This is a genomic window from Psychrobacter sp. AH5, from assembly GCF_040371085.1.
Taxonomy (GTDB): domain Bacteria; phylum Pseudomonadota; class Gammaproteobacteria; order Pseudomonadales; family Moraxellaceae; genus Psychrobacter.
Map to the genome: position 1 here is coordinate 2,193,779 of NZ_JAMBMT010000001.1, position 23,549 is coordinate 2,217,327.

Annotated in this window: 18 protein-coding genes; 9 read left to right on the plus strand and 9 right to left on the minus strand. The window is 43.2% G+C overall.

The genetic code is table 11. The features are described 5' to 3' along the window. Positions 1–4 precede the first annotated feature (4 nt). Positions 5–694, plus strand: coding sequence for an LrgB family protein (locus M0N77_RS09305; RefSeq protein WP_353104914.1), 690 nt, complete (start codon positions 5–7; stop codon positions 692–694). Between the two features lie 184 nt (positions 695–878). Then, positions 879–1,697: a lytic transglycosylase domain-containing protein gene (locus tag M0N77_RS09310; protein ID WP_353104915.1), complete on the plus strand. Its 819-nt coding sequence runs from the start codon at positions 879–881 to the stop codon at positions 1,695–1,697. Positions 1,698–1,775: 78 nt separating this feature from the next. On the opposite strand, the gene M0N77_RS09315 is transcribed toward M0N77_RS09310, so the two are convergent. The 7 genes from M0N77_RS09315 to M0N77_RS09345 form a co-directional block, all read right to left on the minus strand. Then, the gene (locus M0N77_RS09315) at positions 1,776–2,705 is read right to left on the minus strand and encodes an IS3 family transposase (RefSeq protein ID WP_353105618.1); all 930 of its coding nucleotides are present in this window, start codon (positions 2,703–2,705) and stop codon (positions 1,776–1,778) included. Further along, on the minus strand, positions 2,609–3,127 hold the full coding sequence (locus M0N77_RS09320) for a helix-turn-helix domain-containing protein (RefSeq protein WP_353104916.1): 519 nt from the start codon (positions 3,125–3,127) through the stop codon (positions 2,609–2,611). The genes M0N77_RS09315 and M0N77_RS09320 overlap by 97 nt, the downstream gene beginning before the upstream one ends. 115 nt (positions 3,128–3,242) lie before the next feature. Continuing rightward, positions 3,243–4,124: a translation elongation factor Ts gene (gene tsf / locus M0N77_RS09325; protein ID WP_353104917.1), complete on the minus strand. Its 882-nt coding sequence runs from the start codon at positions 4,122–4,124 to the stop codon at positions 3,243–3,245. Positions 4,125–4,370: 246 nt separating this feature from the next. Further along, positions 4,371–5,204: a 30S ribosomal protein S2 gene (rpsB, locus tag M0N77_RS09330; RefSeq protein ID WP_353104918.1), complete on the minus strand. Its 834-nt coding sequence runs from the start codon at positions 5,202–5,204 to the stop codon at positions 4,371–4,373. A 319-nt stretch (positions 5,205–5,523) separates the two neighbouring features. Further along, on the minus strand, positions 5,524–6,792 hold the full coding sequence (locus M0N77_RS09335) for a multidrug effflux MFS transporter (RefSeq protein ID WP_371834198.1): 1,269 nt from the start codon (positions 6,790–6,792) through the stop codon (positions 5,524–5,526). A gap of 167 nt (positions 6,793–6,959) precedes the next feature. Beyond that, positions 6,960–7,772 (minus strand): crotonase/enoyl-CoA hydratase family protein, encoded by an 813-nt coding sequence (locus M0N77_RS09340; protein WP_353104919.1) that lies wholly within the window; start codon positions 7,770–7,772, stop codon positions 6,960–6,962. Positions 7,773–7,870: 98 nt separating this feature from the next. Next, positions 7,871–11,350, minus strand: coding sequence for an ATP-binding protein (locus tag M0N77_RS09345; protein WP_353104920.1), 3,480 nt, complete (start codon positions 11,348–11,350; stop codon positions 7,871–7,873). 84 nt (positions 11,351–11,434) lie between these two features. Here M0N77_RS09345 and M0N77_RS09350 point away from each other — a divergent pair, with 84 nt between their 5' ends. The 7 genes from M0N77_RS09350 (at position 11,435) to M0N77_RS09380 (ending at position 19,652) form a co-directional block, all read left to right on the plus strand. After that, positions 11,435–11,557 (plus strand): hypothetical protein, encoded by a 123-nt coding sequence (locus M0N77_RS09350; protein WP_353104921.1) that lies wholly within the window; start codon positions 11,435–11,437, stop codon positions 11,555–11,557. A 172-nt stretch (positions 11,558–11,729) separates the two neighbouring features. Further along, the gene (gene cysM, locus M0N77_RS09355) at positions 11,730–12,683 is read left to right on the plus strand and encodes a cysteine synthase CysM (protein WP_353104922.1); all 954 of its coding nucleotides are present in this window, start codon (positions 11,730–11,732) and stop codon (positions 12,681–12,683) included. Between the two features lie 64 nt (positions 12,684–12,747). Further along, the gene (locus M0N77_RS09360; RefSeq protein ID WP_353104923.1) at positions 12,748–13,566 is read left to right on the plus strand and encodes a 3'-5' exonuclease; all 819 of its coding nucleotides are present in this window, start codon (positions 12,748–12,750) and stop codon (positions 13,564–13,566) included. A 91-nt stretch (positions 13,567–13,657) separates the two neighbouring features. After that, entirely contained in the window at positions 13,658–15,262 is a 1,605-nt protein-coding gene (gene rlmD / locus M0N77_RS09365; RefSeq protein WP_353104924.1) for a 23S rRNA (uracil(1939)-C(5))-methyltransferase RlmD, read from the plus strand. Between the two features lie 337 nt (positions 15,263–15,599). Next, positions 15,600–18,140, plus strand: coding sequence for a bifunctional (p)ppGpp synthetase/guanosine-3',5'-bis(diphosphate) 3'-pyrophosphohydrolase (locus M0N77_RS09370; RefSeq protein WP_353104925.1), 2,541 nt, complete (start codon positions 15,600–15,602; stop codon positions 18,138–18,140). Between the two features lie 48 nt (positions 18,141–18,188). Next, on the plus strand, positions 18,189–19,100 hold the full coding sequence (gene mutM, locus M0N77_RS09375) for a bifunctional DNA-formamidopyrimidine glycosylase/DNA-(apurinic or apyrimidinic site) lyase (protein WP_353104926.1): 912 nt from the start codon (positions 18,189–18,191) through the stop codon (positions 19,098–19,100). A gap of 111 nt (positions 19,101–19,211) precedes the next feature. Next, positions 19,212–19,652, plus strand: a complete 441-nt coding sequence (locus tag M0N77_RS09380) for a hypothetical protein (protein ID WP_353104927.1) — start codon at positions 19,212–19,214, stop codon at positions 19,650–19,652. 127 nt (positions 19,653–19,779) lie between these two features. Here the strand turns inward: M0N77_RS09380 and typA are convergent, their stop codons facing one another. Both typA and M0N77_RS09390 read right to left on the minus strand, forming a co-directional pair. Next, positions 19,780–21,627 (minus strand): translational GTPase TypA, encoded by a 1,848-nt coding sequence (typA, locus tag M0N77_RS09385; protein ID WP_353104928.1) that lies wholly within the window; start codon positions 21,625–21,627, stop codon positions 19,780–19,782. Between the two features lie 429 nt (positions 21,628–22,056). After that, positions 22,057–23,328, minus strand: a complete 1,272-nt coding sequence (locus tag M0N77_RS09390; RefSeq protein ID WP_353104929.1) for an OmpA family protein — start codon at positions 23,326–23,328, stop codon at positions 22,057–22,059. Between the last annotated feature and the right edge of the window lie 221 nt (positions 23,329–23,549).

Consider the following 23,549-nt stretch of genomic DNA (forward strand, 5'->3'; position numbering starts at 1 on the left):
AATAATGATGTTTGATAGTGTGTTTATGGCTACTATTGCAGCGATAATATTGACTCTAGTCGCGCATGTTATTGCTCGCGTTTTAGCCAAAAAGATATCCTGGCTACCTATGGTAATTACCGCTTTAGTGCTAGTGTTGATTTTATTATTTATCACTCAGTGGGATTATGAGCATTATTATAGTGTCGCCAAGCCAGTATTTGATCGCCTACTTGGCTATGTCACCGTATTGTTAGCTATACCACTAGCAGCGATGAACTTTAAAGGGTTACCGGTCAAGCGTTTATCTATTATTGTAGTCATCGCCAGTGTAGTTGGTGCCTTGTTGCCCATGGCTCTTGCCTATCTCTTCTCCCTTAGCCACGATACTTTATTGTCTTTTGCCACCCGCTCAGTGACTACCCCTATCGGTCTGAGTGTCGCTGATCTGATTAAAGCCCCATTAGCGATGGCAAACCTGATCATTATTGTCTCTGGACTGATTGGCGCTACATTAGCTAGATTTTTATTCAAAGGCATCAGTGATGATCGAGTCAAAGGTTTGGCTTTAGGACTTGCTGCTCACGCTTTCGGGACAGTAGAAGCTTGGCAAATCAGCCCTACAGCGGGGCGTTACGCTGCATTCGGTTTAGCGGTTAATGGTCTACTAACGGCAATTTGGGTACCTATATTTATCAGCGCCTTCAACATCTAACAATGTCTTCAACCTCTAAATGTTAGTGCTAAAATTAGCGCTAAAAAGTGATTACTATCAGTATAATAGGGTAAAAATTTATTTTATGTTATAGTAAGCCAATATTATATTTTGTATTTATTATCAAGGTTTTGTTACTATCAAACGAACGATTTGCTATTAACCGATAAAGAGTGATTTCTATATGATGAATACTGCCCCTTTATTGAGCCGTTGCTTGTCTTGTCTTATGCTATTTTCTATTCCCCTGTCTGCCCTAACGATTACTGCCCATGCGGGTAATATGTACATCTACGAGAGCAGTACTGGGCAAGCACTCCTCACTAATATCAGTAATCCTAGTGGCAACTTTGATAAATTTACCAAAAAAGTCAAAGTCACTTATTATAAAGACTCAGGCAATTTTAATAATAACGCTAGCAGTAATAACTATGGCGCTAGCGCTGCTAGTAATAGCGCTAGCCGTAATGCTTATGACAGCTATATTCGCGCCTCTGCCGCTCGTCATGGTGTCGATCCTGCACTTATGAAAGCGATGATGCATACTGAATCTGCGTTCAACCCTAATGCCCGCTCACCCGTTGGCGCTCAAGGTCTTATGCAATTGATGCCAGCGACAGCGCGACGTTTCAATGTCAATAATGCTTGGAATCCTGCCGAAAACATCGAAGGCTCAGCCAAATATATCGCTTGGCTGATGAAGCGCTTTAATAATAATGTTGAATTTGCAGTAGCCGGTTATAACGCGGGCGAAGGTAATGTCGATAAATATAACGGTATCCCTCCGTTTAAAGAAACTCGCAATTATGTGCAGCGCGTCATGAGTCGCTATCATAGTTTATATAAGAACGACGCTGGTATTGCTGGAAGCACTATGGCAGCTAATAATACTGGCATTAGTAGCGGTATGCAAAAAGTCAGCTATGGCACCATTTATAATGGTACTAGTAATAATGCTAATAGTGCCAGTTATGCCAATTCTGCCTTTGATGCACTGCGATAGAAAGCCTAGTCTTTATAACAGTATATTACAAACACAAAAAAGCCCTCATTCTGAACTGACCCCCTAAACTTGGACAGTTTAAGTTTGCATCAAGGACTGAGTTCTGTATTGTACAGGGCTCAGTCCTTTTAGTTTCATCTGAATTCTCTCATGATTATAGTAGTGCATAAATCTATGAATCTGTTTCTCTAAAGCCTCAATCGTTTTCGGTTTCTCAAGGTAGATCGTCTCACACTTGAGCGTACCAAAGAAGCCCTCCATGAGTGCATTGTCTAAGCAGTTCCCTTTTCGGCTCATACTTTGCTTAATGTTATTGTCTTTAAGTGTATTGGCAAACGGTTTCATCTGATAATGCCAGCCTTGATCTGAATGCAGCGTGAGCTGCTCCTCGCGCTTTGATGGTATATCTTTGAGCGCACGATCAAGCATCTGTTTGACCAAGTCATAGACAGGTCGTCTTGAGAGCGTATAGCTGACAATCTCATTATTATAGCAATCGAGTATTGGGGATAGATACAGCTTATCACCGCCGACTTTAAATTCCGTAATGTCAGTGAGCCATCTGCGATTAGGCGCCTCTGCTCTGAACCTGCGTTTGACTAAGTTCTTGGCAATAACGCCGCATTGTCCTTTATAAGATCGATACTTCAGCCTTCTAATTCTCGCACTAAGCTTAAGCTCACCCATGAGTCTGGCAATCAGCTTATGATTGTGTTTTATATCTTCATTTTTAAGCGTTTGAGTTATGCGGCGATAGCCATACCGACCTTTATGGTGATGGTAGATATCACTGATACGCTGTTTAAGATCGGCATACTTATCATCAGCTTGCAGCAGGCTTAGATGATAGTAAAAGCTACTTCTTGACATACTTGCAATGAGTAGTAGTAAAGCCAATGGATACTGATCTCTTAGTCCTTCGATGAGCCTTGCTTTTTCTGTGTGGGACTCCTCTCTTTGAGCAAGGCATCGAGCTTTTTTAGATAGGCGTTCTCCGCACGAAGGTATTCATTCTCGCGTTTGATCTCTTCTATACTCTTTTCATGATCAGGTTTGTCTGTAAGGTAAGGGTGCTTCACGTTGGGTCGTCCTTTGGCTTTGGCAGTTAAGCCTAGCATATCATGATGCGTATATGATTTGCGCCAAGCACTAATTAAAGAGGGTGAGCTAATGTTAAACTTCAAAGCGGCTTGGGATTGACTTAAACCTTTATCTGCCATAGTGGTGAGAACTTGAAGCTTAAACTCACGACTATAGATAGCTTTGCCAGTCTTAGGTTTGATGGCAAGGACGCCTCCAGCTTGATACTGGTTGACCCATTTAGAAACATCTTTGTCATCAATATTAAATCTCTTTGCAGTAGCATAAGCAGAATGTCCTTGCTGGTAATATGCGAGCACTCTTAATTTAAAGTCTATGTCGTATTTCATAAAATAACCCCCATAAGTTGTGTCCAACTTATGGGGGTCAGTTCAATCATTAACGGGCTTTTTTATATTCAACAGTGTAACACTAGTTGTCTTAAACTAATAAAGCAATGATAGCTTACTTATTCGCCGCTTGCGTAGCAGCCACTTCAGCAGCAAAATCTTCTTGTTTTTTCTCAATGCCTTCGCCAACCTCTAAACGCTTAAAGCCTAATACCTTTACGCCTTCCGCTTTTAGCACGTCGCCAACTTTTTTGTCGTTGTCCATAACGTATGGCTGACGTAGCAAAGTCACTTCGTCTAGGTACTTACGTAGGCCACCTTCAATCATTTTTTCAACGATGTTATCAGGCTTGCCAGACTCTTTAGCTTTGGCTTCGATGATATCCTTTTCGCGCGCTAGAACGTCAGCCGCGACATCTTCGTCATCTACCGCTACTGGGTTGAATGCAGCAATGTGCATTGCTAGGTTTTTACCAGTTTCTTTATTACCGCCTTCATAAGAGACAACAACACCGATACGCAGACCATGACGATATGAAGCAATATTATCGCCTTCTAGAGTCTCAACGCGGCGGATCTGAATGTTTTCACCGATTTTTTGTACTAAAGAGATACGAGCTTCTTCAACAGTTTGACCATCGCCATAAGGTAGCTCAGAGATAGCAGCGACGTCAGTGACGTTGTTCTCTAGCGCGATGTTAGCAACTTTCTCTGCAAAAGCTGTAAAGCTGTCATCTTTTGCGACAAAGTCAGTTTGGCAGTTTACTTCTAAAAGATAAGCTTGCTTGTCATTTTGTGCAATGATGATAGCGCCGTCAGCTGCGATGTTGCCCGCTTTTTTGGCGGCTTTGGCTTGACCAGATTTGCGTAAGTTATCAATGGCGGTTTCGACATCACCGTTTGCTTCTTCTAACGCTTTTTTACATTCCATCATGCCAAGACCGGTACGGTCGCGCAATTCTTTTACCATTTTGGCAGATATTTTTACTTCTGACATAAGAGTTACCTTTTATTATGTAGGTGAGTAGGACTATGTTGGGGAGTGCAAATTATTTAGAGGAAATAAGCTGTCTCAAAAATGCACTTAAATGCTGTTTAGCGAGTCAATAATAAGGCATGACGAGTAAAACTACATCATGCCTATTTTTATCTTCTAAGCTCTTAGTTTGAGCTTATACGCTATTAGTTACTTTATATGGGTGTTAAGCGCTATATATCAAGGCTTACCATACATCAAGGCTAATTATAGATCCGCTTGTGCTTCAGCTGGGTTCTTAGTAGCTGGTGCTTCTGCAGGCTGCTCGATAGCATCAGTTGTAGCTGGTGCTTCTTGCTCTGCTGGCACTTGTTGATCCGCTTTTCCGCCTGCTTGAGTCTGTGCATACTCTTTACCAGCGATAACCGCATCAGCAACAGCCGTTACATATAAAGTCACGGCGCGAATAGCATCGTCATTAGCTGGGATGATGTAATCAACGTTATCTGGGCTTGAGTTGGTATCAACAATACCAATCACAGGGATACCTAGATTTTTAGCTTCTTTGATAGCGATTGCTTCATGATCAACGTCAACCACAAAGATGGCGTCAGGTAGGCCGCCCATGTCTTTGATACCGCCTAAAGAGCGCTCTAGTTTTTCCATATCGCGAGTACGCTCAAGCGCTTCACGCTTAGTTAGCTTAGCAAAAGTACCGTCTTCCGCTTGCTTCTCAAGCTCTTTTAGACGATTGATCGACTGGCGTAATGTTTTCCAGTTAGTCAGCATGCCACCTAACCAGCGATGGTCAACGTAAGGCATACCAGCGCGCTGTGCTTGCTCACGGATAACGCCGCTTGCTGCGCGCTTAGTACCTACGAATAAGACTTTGTTTTTCTTAGCCGCTAGGTTGTTAACGTAGTTTAGCGCTTCGTTAAATGATTTAACGGTATGCTCTAGGTTAATGATGTGAATCTTGTTACGAGCACCAAAAATATAAGGACCCATTTTTGGGTTCCAAAAGCGGGTTTGGTGACCGAAGTGAGCGCCTGCTTGTAGAAGGTCGCGCATTGATACTTGGGTAGGGTTGTCTATAGCCATGATAATATCCTATTGGTTGGGTTATGCCTCCACCAGACAAAAACGACCTATCTAGCGACACGCATTTGTCAAAGCTTCAAATATATAAAAAGCGCTAAACAAATTAATCAAATCGCCAGACACCCAGTCATTTTTTCGCGTAAGGTGTGTGTCATTGGTTGGTTTAAAAAATGCACTATTAGTCTTAATCAGCAAACTTTGACAAATCCATCAAAACTACTTGATAAAAAATAGCTGCGCTGTATTTTACCACAAACCACTTGCCAAGCTCTACTACTTTGTTGATGGCTTAGCTTTACTATTATCGTTTAGAGGTTTATCACTCCACCTCATCAAGATTTAAGTTACGATCAATTTGCCAAATCAGATAACAGCCTAAACTCATGAGCGCAAACATAGCTATACCTATTTTTAATACTGGATTGACCAGAAACAGGTTGAGTAATAAGCCACCAAAAATACCGACAGAGAACATCAGTGAGCCTTGTAAAGCGCTTGCCATACCAGCACGGCGCTTTTGAAAAGCTAAAGCGATGGCAGAGGCGTTCGGCTGTGTCAAACCTAAGCCGGCAATACAAAAGAAAATACACCCTAGCACTAATGGTAGCCAAGCATCTGTACCAAAAATAAGGCCAGTGACAAATAAGGCTGCTGCAGAAATCACTTGCATCATTGCCCCAAAACGCAAAATACTAAGGATACGAAAGCGATTGGTTAGCCATTGATTTAGCTGAGTCAAGGCGACAAAACCTGCCGCATTTAGTCCAAACAGCCAACCAAAATGAGTAGCCGATACGCCATAAGTATCCATGATTAATTCAGAGGCAGAGCTAATATAAACGAACATCGCCCCCATCAGTAATCCGCCCCCTATAGCCGGATAATTGAAGTTTTTATCCTTTAATAGGTCCCAGTACTGGCTGAGCACCTCTTTAGCAGGCCGAGCATTACGGTTCTCCTGCGTCAGCGTCTCAAAGAAAAAGAACTTAGTTAGTAACAGATTAAGCGTACCAAAAGCGGCCAAAAACCAAAAGATGGAGTGCCAATCAAAGAACTGCAAAAACAAAGCCCCAAGAGAAGGCGCGAGAATCGGCGCTAGCCCCATTACTAAGATCATAATAGAAAAAGCTTTTGCCGTTTGTTTAGCGGTCAATCGATCGCGTATCGCCGCCCGGGTCACTACCGCGCCTACACAAGCGCCTAATGCTTGTACTGTGCGTCCGGCAAATAGCACATACTCACTGCTCGTGGTCGCACAAACTATAGAGGCAACCACATACAAAGCCATACCAAAATATAGCGGCTTGACTCGCCCTACCCGATCACTCAATGGACCATAGATAAGCTGACCAAAAACCAAACCTACAAAATAAGCGGGCACGGAATTGGCCATAAAAGCCGTCGATACGCCAAAATCGTCGGCCATTGATGGCAAAGCAGGCAGATACATATCGATAGATAATGGCCCTACCGCTACGATAAGCCCAAGCATCATAATCCAAGCTACCGGTAGCTCTGATGAGCGTACTCTATTGGCAGCTGCTCCTTGATTAGAAGCTTTAATGATATTAGGTTTTGGAGCAGACATAGCACTTACCGTTTTGTGATATTGAAGTAATGGGAATTAAAAAAGACTAGCTACAAATTCTAGGACGAAAAAAAGCAGCAGACAACCCTATATCGGACTGTCTGCTGCTTTTTCAATAGTTGAACAGCGCTTAAGCTATAGCCTTCACACAATAACAACTTTAGCTATTAGCGAAACTGACGTTTATCAAACACCGTACTTGCTTGCTTAGCTTTTCTAAGCGCAAGCTTACGATTGCGTCCAAGCATCAACTTCATTTGCCACATTTTTTCTTTATAAAGCATTAATGCTGACTGATGATGCATAGCATTGATAATACGCTTACTAGCTAGCACTGCATCAGGGGAGCGCTGTATGAGCTCCTGTGCTAATTGCTGCGCTTGCTCAAGTGGCGTCTCATGACAATGGCTCACTAGACCCAGCTCCTTGCCTTCGGTTGCCTCAACGATACGCGCCGTCATCGACAGCTCTTTTAGCACATCCTCACGCACCACTCCAAACGCTGATTGGGTCAGACCCATGTCGGGAACTAAGCCCCACTTAGCCTCCATGATAGACAGTTTGCAATTAGGATGGCTGATGCGTACGTCGCACGCTAGCGCCAATTGCATGCCAGCACCGATACAATGACCCTCTAATACCGCAATCACTGGGACAGGTAGATCTCGCCATACTAAGCAGACGCGCTGAAACAGACTTTGTTTAGGTTTAATCAGCTCCCATACGGCATAAAGTTGGTTTTTGGGATTATTTAAATCACCCAAATCAATACCGGCGCAAAAAGTTCCTTCGCTACCTTTGAGTATCACCGCTCGCAAACTTTTATCTTTATTAATATGACCTGCTACCGCAATCAGCTCATCTACCATCTTAAAGCTAAGAGCGTTTTTTTTCTGTGGACGGTTTAATGTGACGGTCAATATATTTTGACTGACACTAACTTGTATAGTTTGATACTCATAGGCGGCGATAGCGTGCATAATAATCCCTTAAAATGATAATCGGCAAAATGAAAAACCATGCTTGCAATCATAGCAGTGTTAACTTAGCGCTACCCTAGCAATAACTGACTCTCCATTCAAATCATTTTCCAGTTCATATCGTTTTCACTAAGACGATGATAATTGAGCTGCGAATAAGGCGATAAATCTAGATTTTGCAGATTATTTAGCGCCGTCATTAGGTCTTCGTAGTAAGGCTTGAGCATAGCAAACTGCGCTGGTGTGGTATGTTGCACGTTTAATAAGCACTTATCTTCTAGGTTTTGACTAGCAAGGCGTAGCTGCGGCACACCCGTATAGCGGCTCGCTCCCAAAATACGATGAGCAATCTGCGCGAGCATATAACGATCTCTAGCTTGCCAAGCTTGCAAAAGAGCTTCTTTTTCATCAGCGATGGTATCAAGCATCATGATAATCAGCTTCGCCGCCAAATCCGGCTTGTTAGCAGAACGAGTCAAAGCATCTTGCCAATCCAAAATCTCTGAGACCTCAGTAGTATTGATGGCGGCTTGATGTTCTATTTTTAGTAGTTGCTGCTCTGTGGCAGGATTTTGTGCAGTATTATTAGGCTCTAAAGCAGTCTGTGATAAGTTTCTTTGATCTAAATATCTATAATGCGCTTGATCGTTATGACGCCCGTAACTCTCCATCGATTGCTTATCGCGTAGATTGTCACGTAAAGCATCAGGTGAATTATCCCGTAAATAATTGTCACGGATTTTTTTTAGGGATAACGGCCGTAGCACTTTTTTATCATTTTGCTTAGAGTTTACTTTAGAGTTTTTAGAGCTACTATTATGGTTCTGGTTTATGCTTAGCGGTTGAGCGTCAGCATTGTAAGTGGTCAGATCAGTGAAACTAGCATTATTTGACGCTTTGTCATTCAAGTTTGTAGATACATTGTTTATAGAAGTACGGTTGATAGTATCTTCTTTACTCTGATCATTCTCTGTAGCCGACATTCTAGTATCTAGATGAGGCCCTGTGTTTGAGCGTCCAAGCCACTTTTGAAGCACTTGTAATAGCTGCGGCTGACTAATCGGCTTACCGACATAATCATCTATACCGCTAGCAATAAGCTTATCGCGCTCATCAGATAGACCATGGGCGGTCAGCGCAATAATCGGAATATGACTATCTGCCGCCTCTATTTTTCGGATCTGTTCGGTCGCTTCTCGTCCCGACATCCTCGGCATTTGAATATCCATAAAAATTAGATCGATATTATCATGGCTAGGGCGTAAGCTATCGCTAACTGTGCTCTCAGTACTCATCAAAGCAGGAGTGGCATTCGTTACTTGCGAGCGAGCTTCTGCTTTTGAGCGCTGGGTTTTGGTTGATAGGCTTTGCGGTAGCGGCTTAGTCTTAGCATTTTTGGCCTGCTGCTTACTTATCAGCTCTATAGCCTCAAAGCCGCTATTGGCAGTGATGACATGAATACCAAGCTCGCTCAACAACGCATCTAGCACCAGCAAATTTGGCAGATGATCATCTACCGCTAACACCGTAACCCCTTGCCAACGCGGCTCTTGCACTTGCACTAGCTGTTTTTTGCTTTGCGTATCGAGCATAGCGTAAAGCTGACGCTTATCTAACGGCTCATACAAAATATTGGCATGATAGCGAGTTAGCAGCGCTTGATCGGCGGCGACTTGATAGCCAAATACCGCAAGCTTACCTTGATAATGCAAACGTATTTGCTTGAGCAGCGCCATCATATCGTTTTGATTGTCGTTATCGACGATGACCCAGTCCCAATAGTTATCTTGTTCTTTTAATGACTCAAGAACGCCGGGTAAAGAGTTGGCCTGAGTGAGTTTAATCGGTAGATTCTGCAAGCTAGCTTTGAGCACTTGTAAAGAGGCGGTATGATTGATCCAAACCAGCATATGAAACTCGTCACTAGCACTGGCTAGCGGCGCTAATACCGGTAGAGGAATAGTATGTCCGCCGGCAGCTTCTAACACATTGACATGGGTTGGCATCCGAAACCAAAACGTCGCACCTTTATTAGCGATATTTTCTTGCGCGTTATCATAAAAGCCAATATCGCCGCCCATCAAACGCGTCAACTGCTTGGAGATTACTAGCCCTAGCCCTGTGCCGCCATACTGACGGGTAATGGATGGATCGCCTTGGCTAAAGCTTTGGAAGAGCATTTTTTGATCGGTCTCGGAGATACCTTTACCACTATCTTGCACACTGATCATCAGATAGTTATCCTGATAATCATCTAAGCTGACGCGTACTACCACATCTCCATTATCAGTGAATTTGATAGCATTACCGACTATATTAGTCAGCACTTGCTTGAGGCGTAGCGCGTCCCCTACTATCTGCATTGGCACATCGTTATAAAACAACACTGCCATCCGTAGACCCTTTTCGGCCGACACTGGCGAGAGCATATCCACCACATCATAAATAGTGCTATACAGATCAAACTCATGACGATCAAGCACCAGCTTGCCTGCTTCTATTTTGGAGAAATCTAATACATCGTTTACCAGTGCCAGTAGATGCGCTGAGGACTTACGAATAGTCTGTACATACAGATCTTGTTCAGGATTTAGCTCACCATGACGAGCCAGCAAATTAATAAAGCCATCGATACTATTAAGCGGGGTGCGCAGCTCATGACTGATATTGGCCAAAAACGCTGATTTAGCTTGACTAGTAGAGATAGCAGCATCACGAGCATTACGGATAGAGATATTCTGCATCTCCATCTCATCAAAAGCTAGACGCAAGTCATCTTCGGTTTGTTCAGCGTGATTTTTTAGCTCCTGAAAGCTACTATGCAATCGGCGCAAAGTTCGGACTAAATCTTGCTGTAATAGATTTAATTCGCCATTAGATTCAGTCAAAATAGGCTTATATAAATTATCAACGGTAGTACGTTGTAGCTGCAAGCGTAGCTCATAGATTGGCGCAATCCAGCGCTTAGCGTAGATGTTCAAACTCAGTAGCAAGATTAAGATAGTCAATAATCCGGTAATTGCTAGCGCCATTGCGATACGATAACGCGCTAAATACAGTGGCTCATTATCCATATCAATAAACAGCCATAGCTGTTGACCCTCAAAATCTCCTAAGCTTAGGCCATAAGCGGTACCAATAGCAGTCGATTGCTCCATAATAAAGCTTTGATTGCTATCAATCAGCGGCCACTCTTCTTCTACACCATAGCCCACAGTAGCTAGCACTTGATTGCTATCATTGATAATAGCTATGCGCTGTACATGTTGCTCAGACTGTATATTATTTAGCTTATCCTGTATGGCCGCTAGCATGGCTTGAGTTTCTTTGGACACAGTCTCGTTAGCCGCTGAGGTAGAAGGCGGCTCAAGTAGTGCAGGAGCAATCTCGGCAATGGTAGGTTTATAACGAATTAACACCGCTTCTGCTAAAGCCTGTTGCTCAGAGTTTGAGGCGCGCATAGTTTCATAAAACACCAAAATGCCACCGACCGCGGCTAAGATACAAATCGGCAAAAACACCAACAAGATCAATTGACCATAAGCGCTACTAGTATCAAAGCGTTTTTTGTATGCCATGCTTGCACTCCAATGCTGATCTATCGCTCAAGCTATCGATGATTAGACTATGCCAGTTTACCCTTTACAGGTCAGGATTTTTATATGGCGTATTTTAACAGTATTCTTAGCATCCTGTTACTCAATCCCTATAAGTCAGCGGCAAAGCATAGTCGATTCGCTATCAAACCAACCGCACTCGCTGATTTACTGATTTATCAAAACTAGCACTTGATGCACTAAGCGCAGCTAAAAACAAAATGATATAATAAAGCCAATTTTTATCAGCGCGCGCCGTTGCTCGCAAATCAGTCAAAACCTATTAGACCCATAATAGCTAACAAAGCAATAGCGTAAAGCTGAATATCACCTTTAATTATCATTAATAATAGGATGTCCTATGTCGTCTACTGCCAACTTTATTAATCAAGTCGCCCAACTTGCCGATTGCGTAGGTCAGACGCCATTAGTTCAATTACAGCGTTTGCCTGAGCAAGAAGGTATCGATAATGGCGCGCAGCTATTAGCCAAGCTTGAAGGCAATAATCCTGCCGGCTCGGTTAAAGATCGCCCAGCCTTTAATATGATATATCAAGCCGAACAGCGCGGTGATATCACCCCAGGTGACACCTTAATTGAGGCGACCAGTGGCAATACCGGTATCGCTTTAGCTATGGTTGCCGCCATGCGTGGCTATCCGATTACGCTATTGATGCCGACTAACTCCACTCAAGAGCGTAAAGATGCGATGACCGCTTATGGGGCGACGTTGATTGAGGTCGATGAAGGTATGGAGGCTGCACGTGATATGGCGCTGCAAATGCAAGCCGATGGCAAAGGCATAGTATTAGACCAATTCAATAATCCCGATAACAAACAAGCTCATTACCTCACTACTGGCCCTGAGCTTTGGCAGCAAACTGGCGGTAAAATTACTCATTTTATCAGCTCTATGGGCACTACCGGTACGATCACTGGCGTTAGTCAATACTTAAAAGAGCAGAATCCGTCGGTGCAAATTATCGGCCTACAACCTGATGAACAAGCTTCAATCGCTGGTATTCGCCGCTGGCCTGCCGCTTATATGCCTGGTATTTATGAAGCCGATTTGGTTGATGAGATCATGGACATCGACCAGCATACGGCTGAGATTTATATGCGTAAACTAGCAAAAACAGAAGGTATCTTTGCTGGGGTGTCCTCCGGTGCAGCTGCTTGGGCGGCTATGCAAATCGCCAAAGCCAATCCGCAAGCAGTGATTGCCTTTATCGTCTGTGATCGCGGCGATCGTTACTTATCGACAGGGCTGTATAATGTTGACGACAATAATGTTGATAATAGCGCCGCCGTTTAAGCTATAAGCGCAGACTATAAATACAAATTATCAGTACAAGTTATAAGCAAAATCAGGACTATTTATGAGCCAAGCCCTACCTACTAATCCCGTTCTGGTTTTCGACATTGAGACCATCGCTGATACCCAGGCGGCTCGGCGCATCTATCCGCAATTAGCTAATCTCAACGACGCTGATACTTTAAGCGCGCTAACCGCTATTCGTACGCAGGAAGCTGGCCACGACTTTATGCGTTTACCTCTACAGCGCATCGTTTGTATCTCCGCCTTATATATCAAAGACGGGCAATTTTCTTTGTTTTCGTTGAGCGCTGATAAGTTTAGTGAAGAACAGATTCTTACTAAGTTTTTTCGCGCCTTTAACGATATAGAAAAGCTGCCACAGCTAATTAGCTGGAACGGTTCAGGCTTTGATATTCCAGTACTGATTTATCGGGCTATGCAATATGATTTGACCGCGCCTTGGTTATTTGAAGAAGGCGAGCGTATCAAAAATATGCGCTTTAATAATTACGTCAATCGCTTTCAGACCCGCCATTTAGATCTGATGGATCGATTCAGTCAGTATGGGGCTAGTCGCCGCGAAGCGATGGATGTGGTGGCTAGTCTCTATGGACTGCCGGGCAAGACGGACGTCGATGGCAGTATGGTCGGACAGCTGGTCAGCGATGAGGAGTGGCAGACGCTATCGATATATTGTGAGTCTGATGTGCTGAACACTTGGCTTATCTATCTGCGCTGGCTGCGGCTAACCGGACAGCTGTCCTCAGCAGGATTTGTAGACTGGCAGCAGCAAAGCCGTGATTATTTAGCTAACCTTACCCAAGCTGATGGTAGCGTGCGTCACCAGGCTTTTCTTACAGACTGGTCAACAAACCTCTAATCGAGCTTCTATCAGCTTAAATTTATAGTCTAATTTTATTCTCATTATTCTCATTACTTACAACTTTACTCTTTATTGCTAAGGCAGGTTTATGCAACCCACCCCACACCAAAACGCTGAAAACAATGATCAAAATGACGCTCAAAATGACGTTCAAAACACCGCTAAAAGTACTGACGTTAAGGATCAGGCCCACTTGCATCAAGCTCAAGACAACCAAGGTATTATTACTCCGCCTAACAAAAAAAAATCCAAACCTTCCTCAAAAACGCGTCGTCGTCTAAAGGATGCAGAGCCTCTACCCTTCACTATTGATCGCTTATCGCATGATGGCCGCGGCGTTGCAATCTACGGCAATGGGTTTGATGCCAAAGCGGGTCATGCTGAGGACAAACATGGCAAAAAAGTATTCGTAAGCTTTGCGCTACCCGGTGAAAGCGCTTTAGTGAAGCTGACTAATAGTCGCGCCAGCTTTGAGGAGGGCGACGCCATAGAGATTACTGCCAATCCAAATCCAGAACGTGCGGTACCGCCTTGCCCGCATTTTGGCGTTTGCGGCGGCTGTAACTTACAACACTGGCAGCCTGACGCACAGATTCATTTTAAGCAATCGGTATTGGCTGAAATGCTCGTTCATCAAGCTGATGTACAGCCTGATCATTGGCTTGACCCTGTGGTTGGCGATCGCTTAGGTTATCGTACCAAAGCGCGTCTTGGCGTACGTTATGTTGCCAAAAAAGAAACGGCATTGGTAGGTTTTCGTGAGCGCTCAAGCAACTTTTTAGCCGAGCTTAATGAGTGTCATATTTTGGATCCGCGTATTGGTTTTGAGATTGAGAACCTAAAAGCGCTAACTAGTACGCTTGAGAGCCGAGATAAAATCGCTCAGCTTGAGCTAGCGATGGGTGAGTATATTGCTGAGCTACCTGATGGCAAACAGCCAGTTGCGCTAATTGTACGTCATTTGGCTCCTTTATCAGATAGTGATGTCGACACTCTCAAAGCTTTTTTTGCAGCGCGCAGTTGGCAGCTTTATCTACAATCAAAAGGCGCTGATAGTATTGAGCGCATCGCTCTAACTAGCGACGATGATATGAGCGAGCAGTTTGGCCGCTTGTATTATCAATTGCCTGAGTACGACTTAACTTTTGAATTTATTCCAACCGACTTTACTCAAGTCAATCTCTCGGTAAATAGACAAATGACTAAGCTGGCTTGTGAGCTTTTGGATCTCAAAGCAGGCGAGCGAGTATTAGATTTATTTAGTGGTTTAGGTAATTTCAGCTTACCGTTAGCTCGATTGGTGGGCGAATCTGGCAAAGTGATTGGCGTTGAAGGTAGTGAAGAGATGACTTTGCGCGCCGCTACTAATGCCAAGCGCAATGGCCTTGATAATACCGAATTCTATAGTCAAGACTTGACGCAAGATTGTACCGATCAGCCTTGGGCCAACCAAGGTTTTGACGCTCTGCTCATCGATCCACCGCGCTCTGGAGCTTGGGAAATTATGCAATATCTGCCCAAATTCAATGCTAAGCGGATTGTCTATGTCTCTTGTAACCCAGCAACGCTAGCTCGTGACACCAAAGCACTGCTTGAGCAAGGTTATCGCTTAACCCATGCTGGGGTGATGGATATGTTCTGTCACACCGGTCACGTTGAATCTATCGCTAGGTTTGAGAAAGTTGCTTGTTAAAAGTGGTTTTTTAATAATTACTAGTATTTAGTCATTTTTATCCTCGTTGTTTAGGCATTATTATTACAGAGCTTATCTTGAGTTATAGTCGCAAGTTGCGATAATAATTATAGGAGCAGTTATAAGTCTATCAACCATTATTAGTTAGTTATCAAAGCTCAATGATGGCTTTGAGACTACTAGCTCATTAAAAAAGAGTGCTATAGACTTTGCTCAAAAACAGCTGCTAGCACCATTAGCAGCTGTCTTAATTTAGGTTTCAAATTCACGGCTCGTTGTCTCAAGTTAGATAAATTAGCCGTTGCATAATCTCTGTAATAGCTAAAAGGAGCCAGCTATGGTCAAGATTCGAGAAGGATTACCATTAGTAGATGGTCAAACCACTAAAGAGGACAGCGCGACCTTGGCAGCACAATTGGTTGCTAGTCAGCGCTCTCATCAATCTGCCAATAGTTACGCGCAAATTCCTTTCGATATCAAGCAGCAGTTAGCTACCCATAAGTTGCACACTACTTTTGATCGCTCAGAAGCTCTAGCCTATCATAATCATGACCCAAAACTGGCTAATAAAGCGCTCGATGACTCTTTATTTGGCGACTCCGAAACGCTAAGCGATACGATTGACTTAGATCAAGCCAATATTGATGTGCCCACTTGGCTTAATAATGTCGCGGATCGTATAGGCCAAGACTCAGTGCCAAACCTAGCAGCGGCCTGTGAGTTTATTCGTAGCCGGATGAATACTAGCGAATCTGAGCGCTCAGGTGCTTATGTCACTGGCATTGGTATGAGCGACATTCTAACTTATCTTTATCAAGATGAAGACGCGCTAGTAGCGGCCATGCTCTATCGTAGCGCGCGTAAATCCCTAATCTCTATGGAGGAGATCGAACAAAACTTTGGCGCTGATATTCGCATATTAGTCAAAGACGCTTTGGCTATGGGTAAGCTATCTGCCATTATTGAGAGCAATAAGCGCCTAGAAGATCACTTTATAAATAAGCAGCAAGACCAGCTATCAAATATCTACAGCATGCTCATCTCAGTGACTAACGATGTACGGGTAGTACTGATCAAGCTTGCTGAGCGTACTTTTGCTATGCGCGAGCTATCTTTTTCTAATACCGATCGTCAGCAACGCGTTGCCCGCGAAGTCATGACTATTTATGCCCCGCTCGCCCACCGCTTAGGTATTGCTCAGCTTAAATGGGAGCTTGAAGACTTAGCTTTTCGTTATCTTGCGCCTGAGCGTTATAAGGAGATTGCCAAGCTATTAGCTGAGAAGCGTAGCGAGCGTGAGGATTATATTCAGCGCGTAGAAAACCAGCTTACCCAAGCTTTGATCGATGCTGATATCGTAGGCGAGGTCTCAGGCCGGGTCAAACATATCTATTCTATTTATCGCAAAATGAAGCTCAAAGGTTTATCTTTTGACCAACTTTATGATATCCGTGCGCTACGCGTATTGGTCCACGACCCTGCTGATTGCTACCACGTATTGGGACTGGTTCACGGCTTATGGCGTTATATCCCTGAGCAGTTTGATGACTATATTACCAACCCTAAGCCAAACGGCTATCGCTCTTTACATACCGCTGTTATTGCTGAGAATAAATCGCTTGAAGTGCAGATTCGTACTCACGAGATGCACTTTGAAGCGGAGCTTGGTATGTGCGCGCACGTCAACTATAAAGAGGGTTTAAAAAATAAAAAAGATAATTATCTTACTCAAAGAATAAGCTCATTACGTCATTTGTTATCGATCAATAATGAGGCGCGCAATCAAGCTCATGATGATGCAGATTACGATGGTAGTGACAATAATGAATTTGAGGAAGACGAACAAGCTATCGACTTTGATGAGCTGGAGCGTATCTACATCTTTAGTCGTGACGGCGATATTATAGAGCTGCCAAAAGGTGCAACGGTGCTTGATTTTGCTTATTATGTACATACCCAAGTCGGTAATCGCGCCCAAGCGGCTCGGGTCAATCAGCGCTATGTCCCACTCACCTATCAGCTCAAAACCGGCGAGCAGGTAGAGATTATTACCAAGTCCTCGCGCGAGCCGAATCGCGACTGGCTAGTGGCCTCGCTAGGCTATATTCATACTAGCCGCGCGCGCTCCAAGCTACGCCAGTGGTTCAATAAACAAGATCGTGATAAGAATATTGAGATCGGAAGACACATGCTGAGTCGTGAGCTTGAGCGCTTATCGGTACATCCTAATAGCATCGATCTAAATGACTATCTTCAGTTTTTCCATGTCAATACCGCAGATGATATTATTGTCGGTTTGGTTACTGGTGAGATTGGTCTCAATCAGCTAACCGGCCATATCTCTAGACAGCTACGTTTAGAGCCTGAGCGCGAAAAAGAAGAGTTTATTCCTAGCATTGATCCCAAATCAACTGGCAAAGCTGATGCCTATAAGATTTATATAGAAGGTTTGGATAATATTGAGATCAATCTTGCCGGCTGCTGTCACCCTATCCAAGGTGAACCTGTTTCAGGATATATTACTTTGTCACGCGGCGTCAGTATTCATAATCGCGGCTGTCCTGAATATCAGCGGCTAATAGAGCGTGAGCCTGAGCGTGCTATCAGTGCCTCTTGGAAATCAAAAGCTGGACGTTATCAGCCCGTAGATATTCATATTGAAGCCTATGATCGGCGCGGTTTATTAAGAGATTTGACACAAGTTATCGATAAAGAAAACGTCAATATTCGTCAAGTCGACACGCTAAGTAATGATGACAATATTGCTTTATTAAAGTTCCATGTCGAAGTCGCTGGACTGGCTCATTTATCAAAACTATTGGCTAAACTTGAGCAGCAGCCAGGAATACTACATGCGCGCCGAGCGGCTGCGCCTTAATTTATTGCCTATTCATAATCACTATTAAAGGTCACTTTGTAAACTACTATGCCTGAATTACCTGAAGTCGAAACCACCAAATCCAGCCTTGCGCCTTTACTTAATCAGACGATAACCGCTGTAGAGGTGTTTCAGCCCAAACTACGTTGGCTGATGCCTGATGACTTAAGCTCTTTAGTAGGCTACTCTCTTAAAAAGGTTGAGCGCCGAGCTAAGTATTTAATTTTAAGCTTTTTACCTACATCAAAGGTATCTGCTCCTACGAAAGACGGCGCTAGTAATAACCCCAAATTACGACAGCTCATTATACATTTAGGCATGTCAGGGAGCTTACAGCAGCATCCATATGGTACAGACAAACGCAAGCATGATCATTTAATACTGACATTTAGTCGTGATGGCGGCGACTATACTCAACTGCATTATCATGATCCAAGACGCTTTGGCGCAGTACTTTGGTACGATGATTACAAAAGTAAGCTATTAGATCATTTAGGACTAGAGCCTTTATCCACCGAGTTTGATGCTGATTACTTATATCATTTTATTCAGCGCCTTAGTCATGATAATAATGCAAACGTCAACAAGAAGCCTATCGCTCGCCCTATCAAATCCGTGATTATGGAGCAGCAAGTAGTAGTTGGCGTCGGTAATATCTACGCTGCTGAGAGCTTGTATTTATCCGCTATTCATCCTGCTACTCCTGCCAATAGCTTATCTTATCAGCAGATAGCGACGTTAGTAGAGCATATAAAAGCCACTTTAGAGAGATCTATTACTCTTGGCGGCTCGACCTTGCGCGACTTTACCGTCGCTAGCGGACAGACTGGTTACTTCCAGCAAACGCTCAATGTCTATGGCAGACAAGGCGAGGACTGCCCTTCTTGTGCTACCCCTTTAGATAATATCAAGCTAAACGGACGGGCTAGTGTTTTTTGTCCTAATTGCCAACCTCTATAAATGTTTTAGCTCATGGTTTTAGCTTGTTAATTTATATTGCTTATCGCTCAACATCTTGGTTTAATAGTAATTATATTTATCATATCTCCCTACCCGTTTTAGGATGTCGTCATGACTGTCAAAGCCCGTTTCGAGCGCGTTATTAAGTCCAAACTGCTAACAGCAATCGTCAGTATCAGTATTGCGATGATAACTATTAGTCCTGCAACAGCTGCGATAGAGATTGATGAGACAGACTTTGGTCCTTCTTATGAGACCATGGTTGTCGATACGGTAGTAGGTAAGCCGTTGCAGTTAGTAGCAGCTGTCACGGGTACAGCAGCGTATCTCGTTAGCTTACCCTTTGCACTAATTGGCGGCAATGCTGATCAGTCGCAACAAAAACTTTTTGTCGAGCCTTGGGATGCTATGAGTCGCTGTTTAGGGTGTACGGTTGCTGAAGACAACTATTATAAGTCGCAAGCGGTTAGTGATAATACTATCCGCATCGTAGTAGATCAGCCCTCAGAGATTTTGATCAATACTGATGATTATGTGATAGTAACGCCATAAAACAGCAGATTATAATAGTTTCATTATTAACGGGCTTATAACTATTTATTATTCAATTTCAGACAGCAAAAAGGCTAACCTAGCGTTAGCCTTTTTTATGGCAATAATTATTCAATCAAATTAACAATTAAGCGCCTTTCTTACGACCATGACGCTTACGCTCACTTTCAGTCAAATAACGCTTACGCAGACGAATAGCTTTTGGCGTTACTTCCACTAACTCATCATCTTGAATGAACTCAAGCGCTTGCTCAAGGGTAAACTTAATAGCCGGCGTCAAAGTCAACGCTTCATCCGTACCACTAGCACGAACGTTAGTTAGCTGCTTAGCCGTCGTTGGGTTCACCGCCATGTCATCATTACGAGAGTTTAGACCAACGATCATACCTTCATAAACTTCTAGCTGTGGCTCAGCAAATAGCTTACCGCGTTTTTGTAGGTTAAATAAGGCAAAACCTAAGCAAACACCTTTTGCCATAGAAACTAACACACCGTTAGAGCGGCCACCGACATCACCAATCTTTTGTGGACCATAATGTGAGAAGCTTGAGGTCATGATACCCGTACCTGAGGTCAGAGTTAAGAACTCAGAGCGGAAACCAATCAGACCACGAGCTGGTACAGTCGCTTCGATACGCATACGACCTTTACCATCGAGCTCCATGTTAGTCATCTCACCTTTACGTAAGCCAACTTGTTCCATGATAGCGCCTTGATGCTCTTCTTCGATATCAAAAACCACATTTTCATACGGCTCTTGTAGTTTACCATCGACTTCTTTGACGATAACCTCTGGGCCTGAGACTCCAAGCTCAAAACCTTCACGGCGCATATTTTCAATCAGTACTGACAGATGCAGCTCGCCGCGACCTGATACTTTGAACTTGTCAGGAGACTCAGTATCTTCAACGCGCAGTGCCACGTTATGAATCAGCTCACGCTCTAGACGCTCACGAATATTACGCGAGGTGACAAACTTACCTTCGCGGCCAGCAAATGGTGAGTTATTCACCTGAAAGTTCATCGAAACAGTAGGCTCATCAACCGTTAATGGCGGTAAAGCTTCGACATGGCTAGGATCACAAATCGTATCAGAGATATTTAACGCATCAATACCAGTAATACAGATAATATCACCGGCTTGCGCGTCTTCTACTTCAATACGATCAAGACCATGATAGCCCATAATCTTCAAAATACGGCCGTTACGAGTGTTGCCATTTTTATCGATAACAGTCACTTGCGTATTGGTTTTAACTTTACCGCGCTGAATACGGCCGATACCAATAACCCCTACGAAGCTATTATAGTCAAGGCTTGAGATTTGCATACGAAAAGGCGCATCGGCATCGACTTGTGGGGGCTGTACTACATCAACGATGGTTTTAAATAGCGGAGTCATATCCTCAGCTAAGTTATCCGCTTCAAGACCGGCAATACCATTTAGCGCTGAGGCATAAACAATAGGAAAATCTAACTGCTCATCGGTTGCACCAAGATTGTCAAATAGATCAAAGATCTGATCCATAACCCAATCAGGACGAGCGCCAGGACGATCGATTTTATTGATAACTACGATAGGCTTCAAACCTTGCTCGAATGCTTTTTGTGTTACAAAACGAGTTTGCGGCATCGGACCATCAACCGCATCAACGACCAATAACACGCAGTCAACCATTGACATAACCCGCTCAACTTCACCACCAAAATCGGCGTGACCTGGGGTATCGACAATATTAATACGGTATTCGGTATCATCTGATTTGTCTGTCCATCTGATAGCGGTATTTTTAGCCAAAATAGTGATACCACGTTCTTGCTCAATATCACCTGAGTCCATTGCGCGTTCAGCAATATTAGCACGATCACCAAAAGTACCTGATTGATGTAATAATTTATCAACTAAGGTAGTTTTGCCGTGGTCAACGTGGGCAATGATTGCAATATTACGTAAATGTTTAATATCGTTCGCCATATAAAATGCTCGTTTTGTCTTAATGAGATGCAGTAGCCGTCTGTACTGCTGGATAAATTTATTCCCAATTTAGCAAAAGGTTTACGAAGTTATCAGATAGTTATCAGATAAATAACAACTAAATAAGAGGCATGAACGTGATAATTACTACCTTAGAGCTTTGAATAATATATTCAGGGCAATGGAGCATTTATTAACGTAAGTCGTACTACGTAAAAGACTAGCAATGACCACTTTATCGGCTAAATTTCGACGATAAAGTAAGGTTTGTCAATTTGCAAAATGTTTGGGCGGCTAGTATAACATTATTACAAACACTTTTTTGCAATAAGTTATTTATATCATTGCTTTTTTTAAGCTATAAAAAAAGCCACCCATTAGGGCGGCTCTTTTGTACTATAACTCAATCGTTAAACAATAAGCTACGACTTACTGGATAACCATATCTTTAGTTTGTTCAACAGTCATCGTTTTGTCACCAGTGATGATGGCATAAACGCGACGGTTCATAGCACGACCTTCTTCAGTGTCGTTTGGAGCGATAGGTTGGTCATAACCATAACCTACTGTTGATAGACGGTTTGGAGCAACGCCAAATTCGTTAGTCAACATAGATTTAACCGCCACAGCACGAGCTTCTGATAAACGTTGGTTATAACGTGCAGATGGGCCAGTTTTTGAAGCATGACCTTCGATGCGAGCTGTTGAGTTAGGATACTCGCGCATCTTCTCAGCTACTTTAGCAATTTCAGGCTGGTACTGTGATTTAATAACAGATTTGTCGTTATCAAAGAACACACGTAGCTCCATTTTTAGCTCATCGATAACATCAACGTCTACTGGGCAACCGCGCTCGTCAACTACCACGTTCATTGGGGTACCTGGGCAAGCATCAAGTCTATCGACAACGCCATCACCGTCAGAGTCAACATCTTCTTCGATTACGACTACTGGTGGCACATATACATCAGGCTCTACTACTGGTGGTACTGCTACGGTAGGCTTCAAGTGACCACCTAGTACGACTTCTAAACCAGCTAAGGCCATGCCTTCCCACCAGTTGTTATCGAAGTTATGGATAGCACGAGCTTCACCACGTAGACTTAGTGCGTCATTGATACGGTACATAGCACCTAGACCTAGATTACCTATAGTATCTTTAGAATTAGCTACTTTGGTTCCTGCAGGGATTAAACCGCTCTGACCGTTTTGAATAGTTTGACCAGGGTCAGTAGTGTATGCAGCTTGGTTTTCTACTTTAATCTTGGATTGACCAGCACCGATTAACATATATGGTTTGAAGGCATTTTCAGTATAGCCTGTGAACTCTTCAAAACCAATTAAGAAGTTACCAGAGATCATCTCTTGTTCAACATCAAAAGTAGCATTAGAGTTATCGTTCACACCATCAGTATTAGAAACACCATACTCTACTTGAAACTGAGTAGAAGGAGTTAGTTCAATACCTAAAGCTGCACCAGTATATAAGCCGTCTTCTTTGTAAACACCATTGGTAGCAGCTAAGTCACCAGTACCAGGAGTTATATTCTTGCCAACGTTGAAGACTTCGGCCTGATCTCCATCAGCGCCTTCGCTGTAATGATAACCTAGTAGTAACGGGCTGATAGTAACACCAGCGTTAGCGGCTAGTGGGGCTGCTGTTACAGCAAACAGAGCCAAAGCTATTTTATTCAGTTTCATGGACTTCCTCCAAAAGGTAATTTAAGTGATACATTAAGTAACACTGCTTCCTAAGATACGTTAAAAACATATTTATCACGAACTTGTGATTATACAACAAAAGTAATTAGGGAGTAGCTTATCGATTATTAATTAAGTTTACAACTTTTTTTGTCAAGCAGCTACACATTATTACATGATAATAGGATAACTAAAACAAATTGCAACCCCTTCACAGATAC

Excerpts from the sequence above, each read along its gene's own strand:
- M0N77_RS09340 (WP_353104919.1), bottom strand. The coding sequence starts at position 7,772 with ATGCACGCTATCGCCGCCTATGAGTATCAAACTATACAAGTTAGTGTC.
- cysM (WP_353104922.1), top strand. The coding sequence starts at position 11,730 with ATGTCGTCTACTGCCAACTTTATTAATCAAGTCGCCCAACTTGCCGAT.
- rlmD (WP_353104924.1), top strand. The coding sequence starts at position 13,658 with ATGCAACCCACCCCACACCAAAACGCTGAAAACAATGATCAAAATGAC.
- mutM (WP_353104926.1), top strand. The coding sequence starts at position 18,189 with ATGCCTGAATTACCTGAAGTCGAAACCACCAAATCCAGCCTTGCGCCT.
- rpsB (WP_353104918.1), bottom strand. The coding sequence starts at position 5,204 with ATGGCTATAGACAACCCTACCCAAGTATCAATGCGCGACCTTCTACAA.
- M0N77_RS09305 (WP_353104914.1), top strand. The coding sequence starts at position 5 with ATGATGTTTGATAGTGTGTTTATGGCTACTATTGCAGCGATAATATTG.
- M0N77_RS09370 (WP_353104925.1), top strand. The coding sequence starts at position 15,600 with ATGGTCAAGATTCGAGAAGGATTACCATTAGTAGATGGTCAAACCACT.
- M0N77_RS09310 (WP_353104915.1), top strand. The coding sequence starts at position 879 with ATGATGAATACTGCCCCTTTATTGAGCCGTTGCTTGTCTTGTCTTATG.
- M0N77_RS09345 (WP_353104920.1), bottom strand. The coding sequence starts at position 11,350 with ATGGCATACAAAAAACGCTTTGATACTAGTAGCGCTTATGGTCAATTG.
- M0N77_RS09350 (WP_353104921.1), top strand. The coding sequence starts at position 11,435 with ATGGCGTATTTTAACAGTATTCTTAGCATCCTGTTACTCAATCCCTAT.
- M0N77_RS09360 (WP_353104923.1), top strand. The coding sequence starts at position 12,748 with ATGAGCCAAGCCCTACCTACTAATCCCGTTCTGGTTTTCGACATTGAG.
- typA (WP_353104928.1), bottom strand. The coding sequence starts at position 21,627 with ATGGCGAACGATATTAAACATTTACGTAATATTGCAATCATTGCCCAC.
- tsf (WP_353104917.1), bottom strand. The coding sequence starts at position 4,124 with ATGTCAGAAGTAAAAATATCTGCCAAAATGGTAAAAGAATTGCGCGAC.
- M0N77_RS09380 (WP_353104927.1), top strand. The coding sequence starts at position 19,212 with ATGACTGTCAAAGCCCGTTTCGAGCGCGTTATTAAGTCCAAACTGCTA.
- M0N77_RS09390 (WP_353104929.1), bottom strand. The coding sequence starts at position 23,328 with ATGAAACTGAATAAAATAGCTTTGGCTCTGTTTGCTGTAACAGCAGCC.
- M0N77_RS09320 (WP_353104916.1), bottom strand. The coding sequence starts at position 3,127 with ATGAAATACGACATAGACTTTAAATTAAGAGTGCTCGCATATTACCAG.
- M0N77_RS09335 (WP_371834198.1), bottom strand. The coding sequence starts at position 6,792 with ATGTCTGCTCCAAAACCTAATATCATTAAAGCTTCTAATCAAGGAGCA.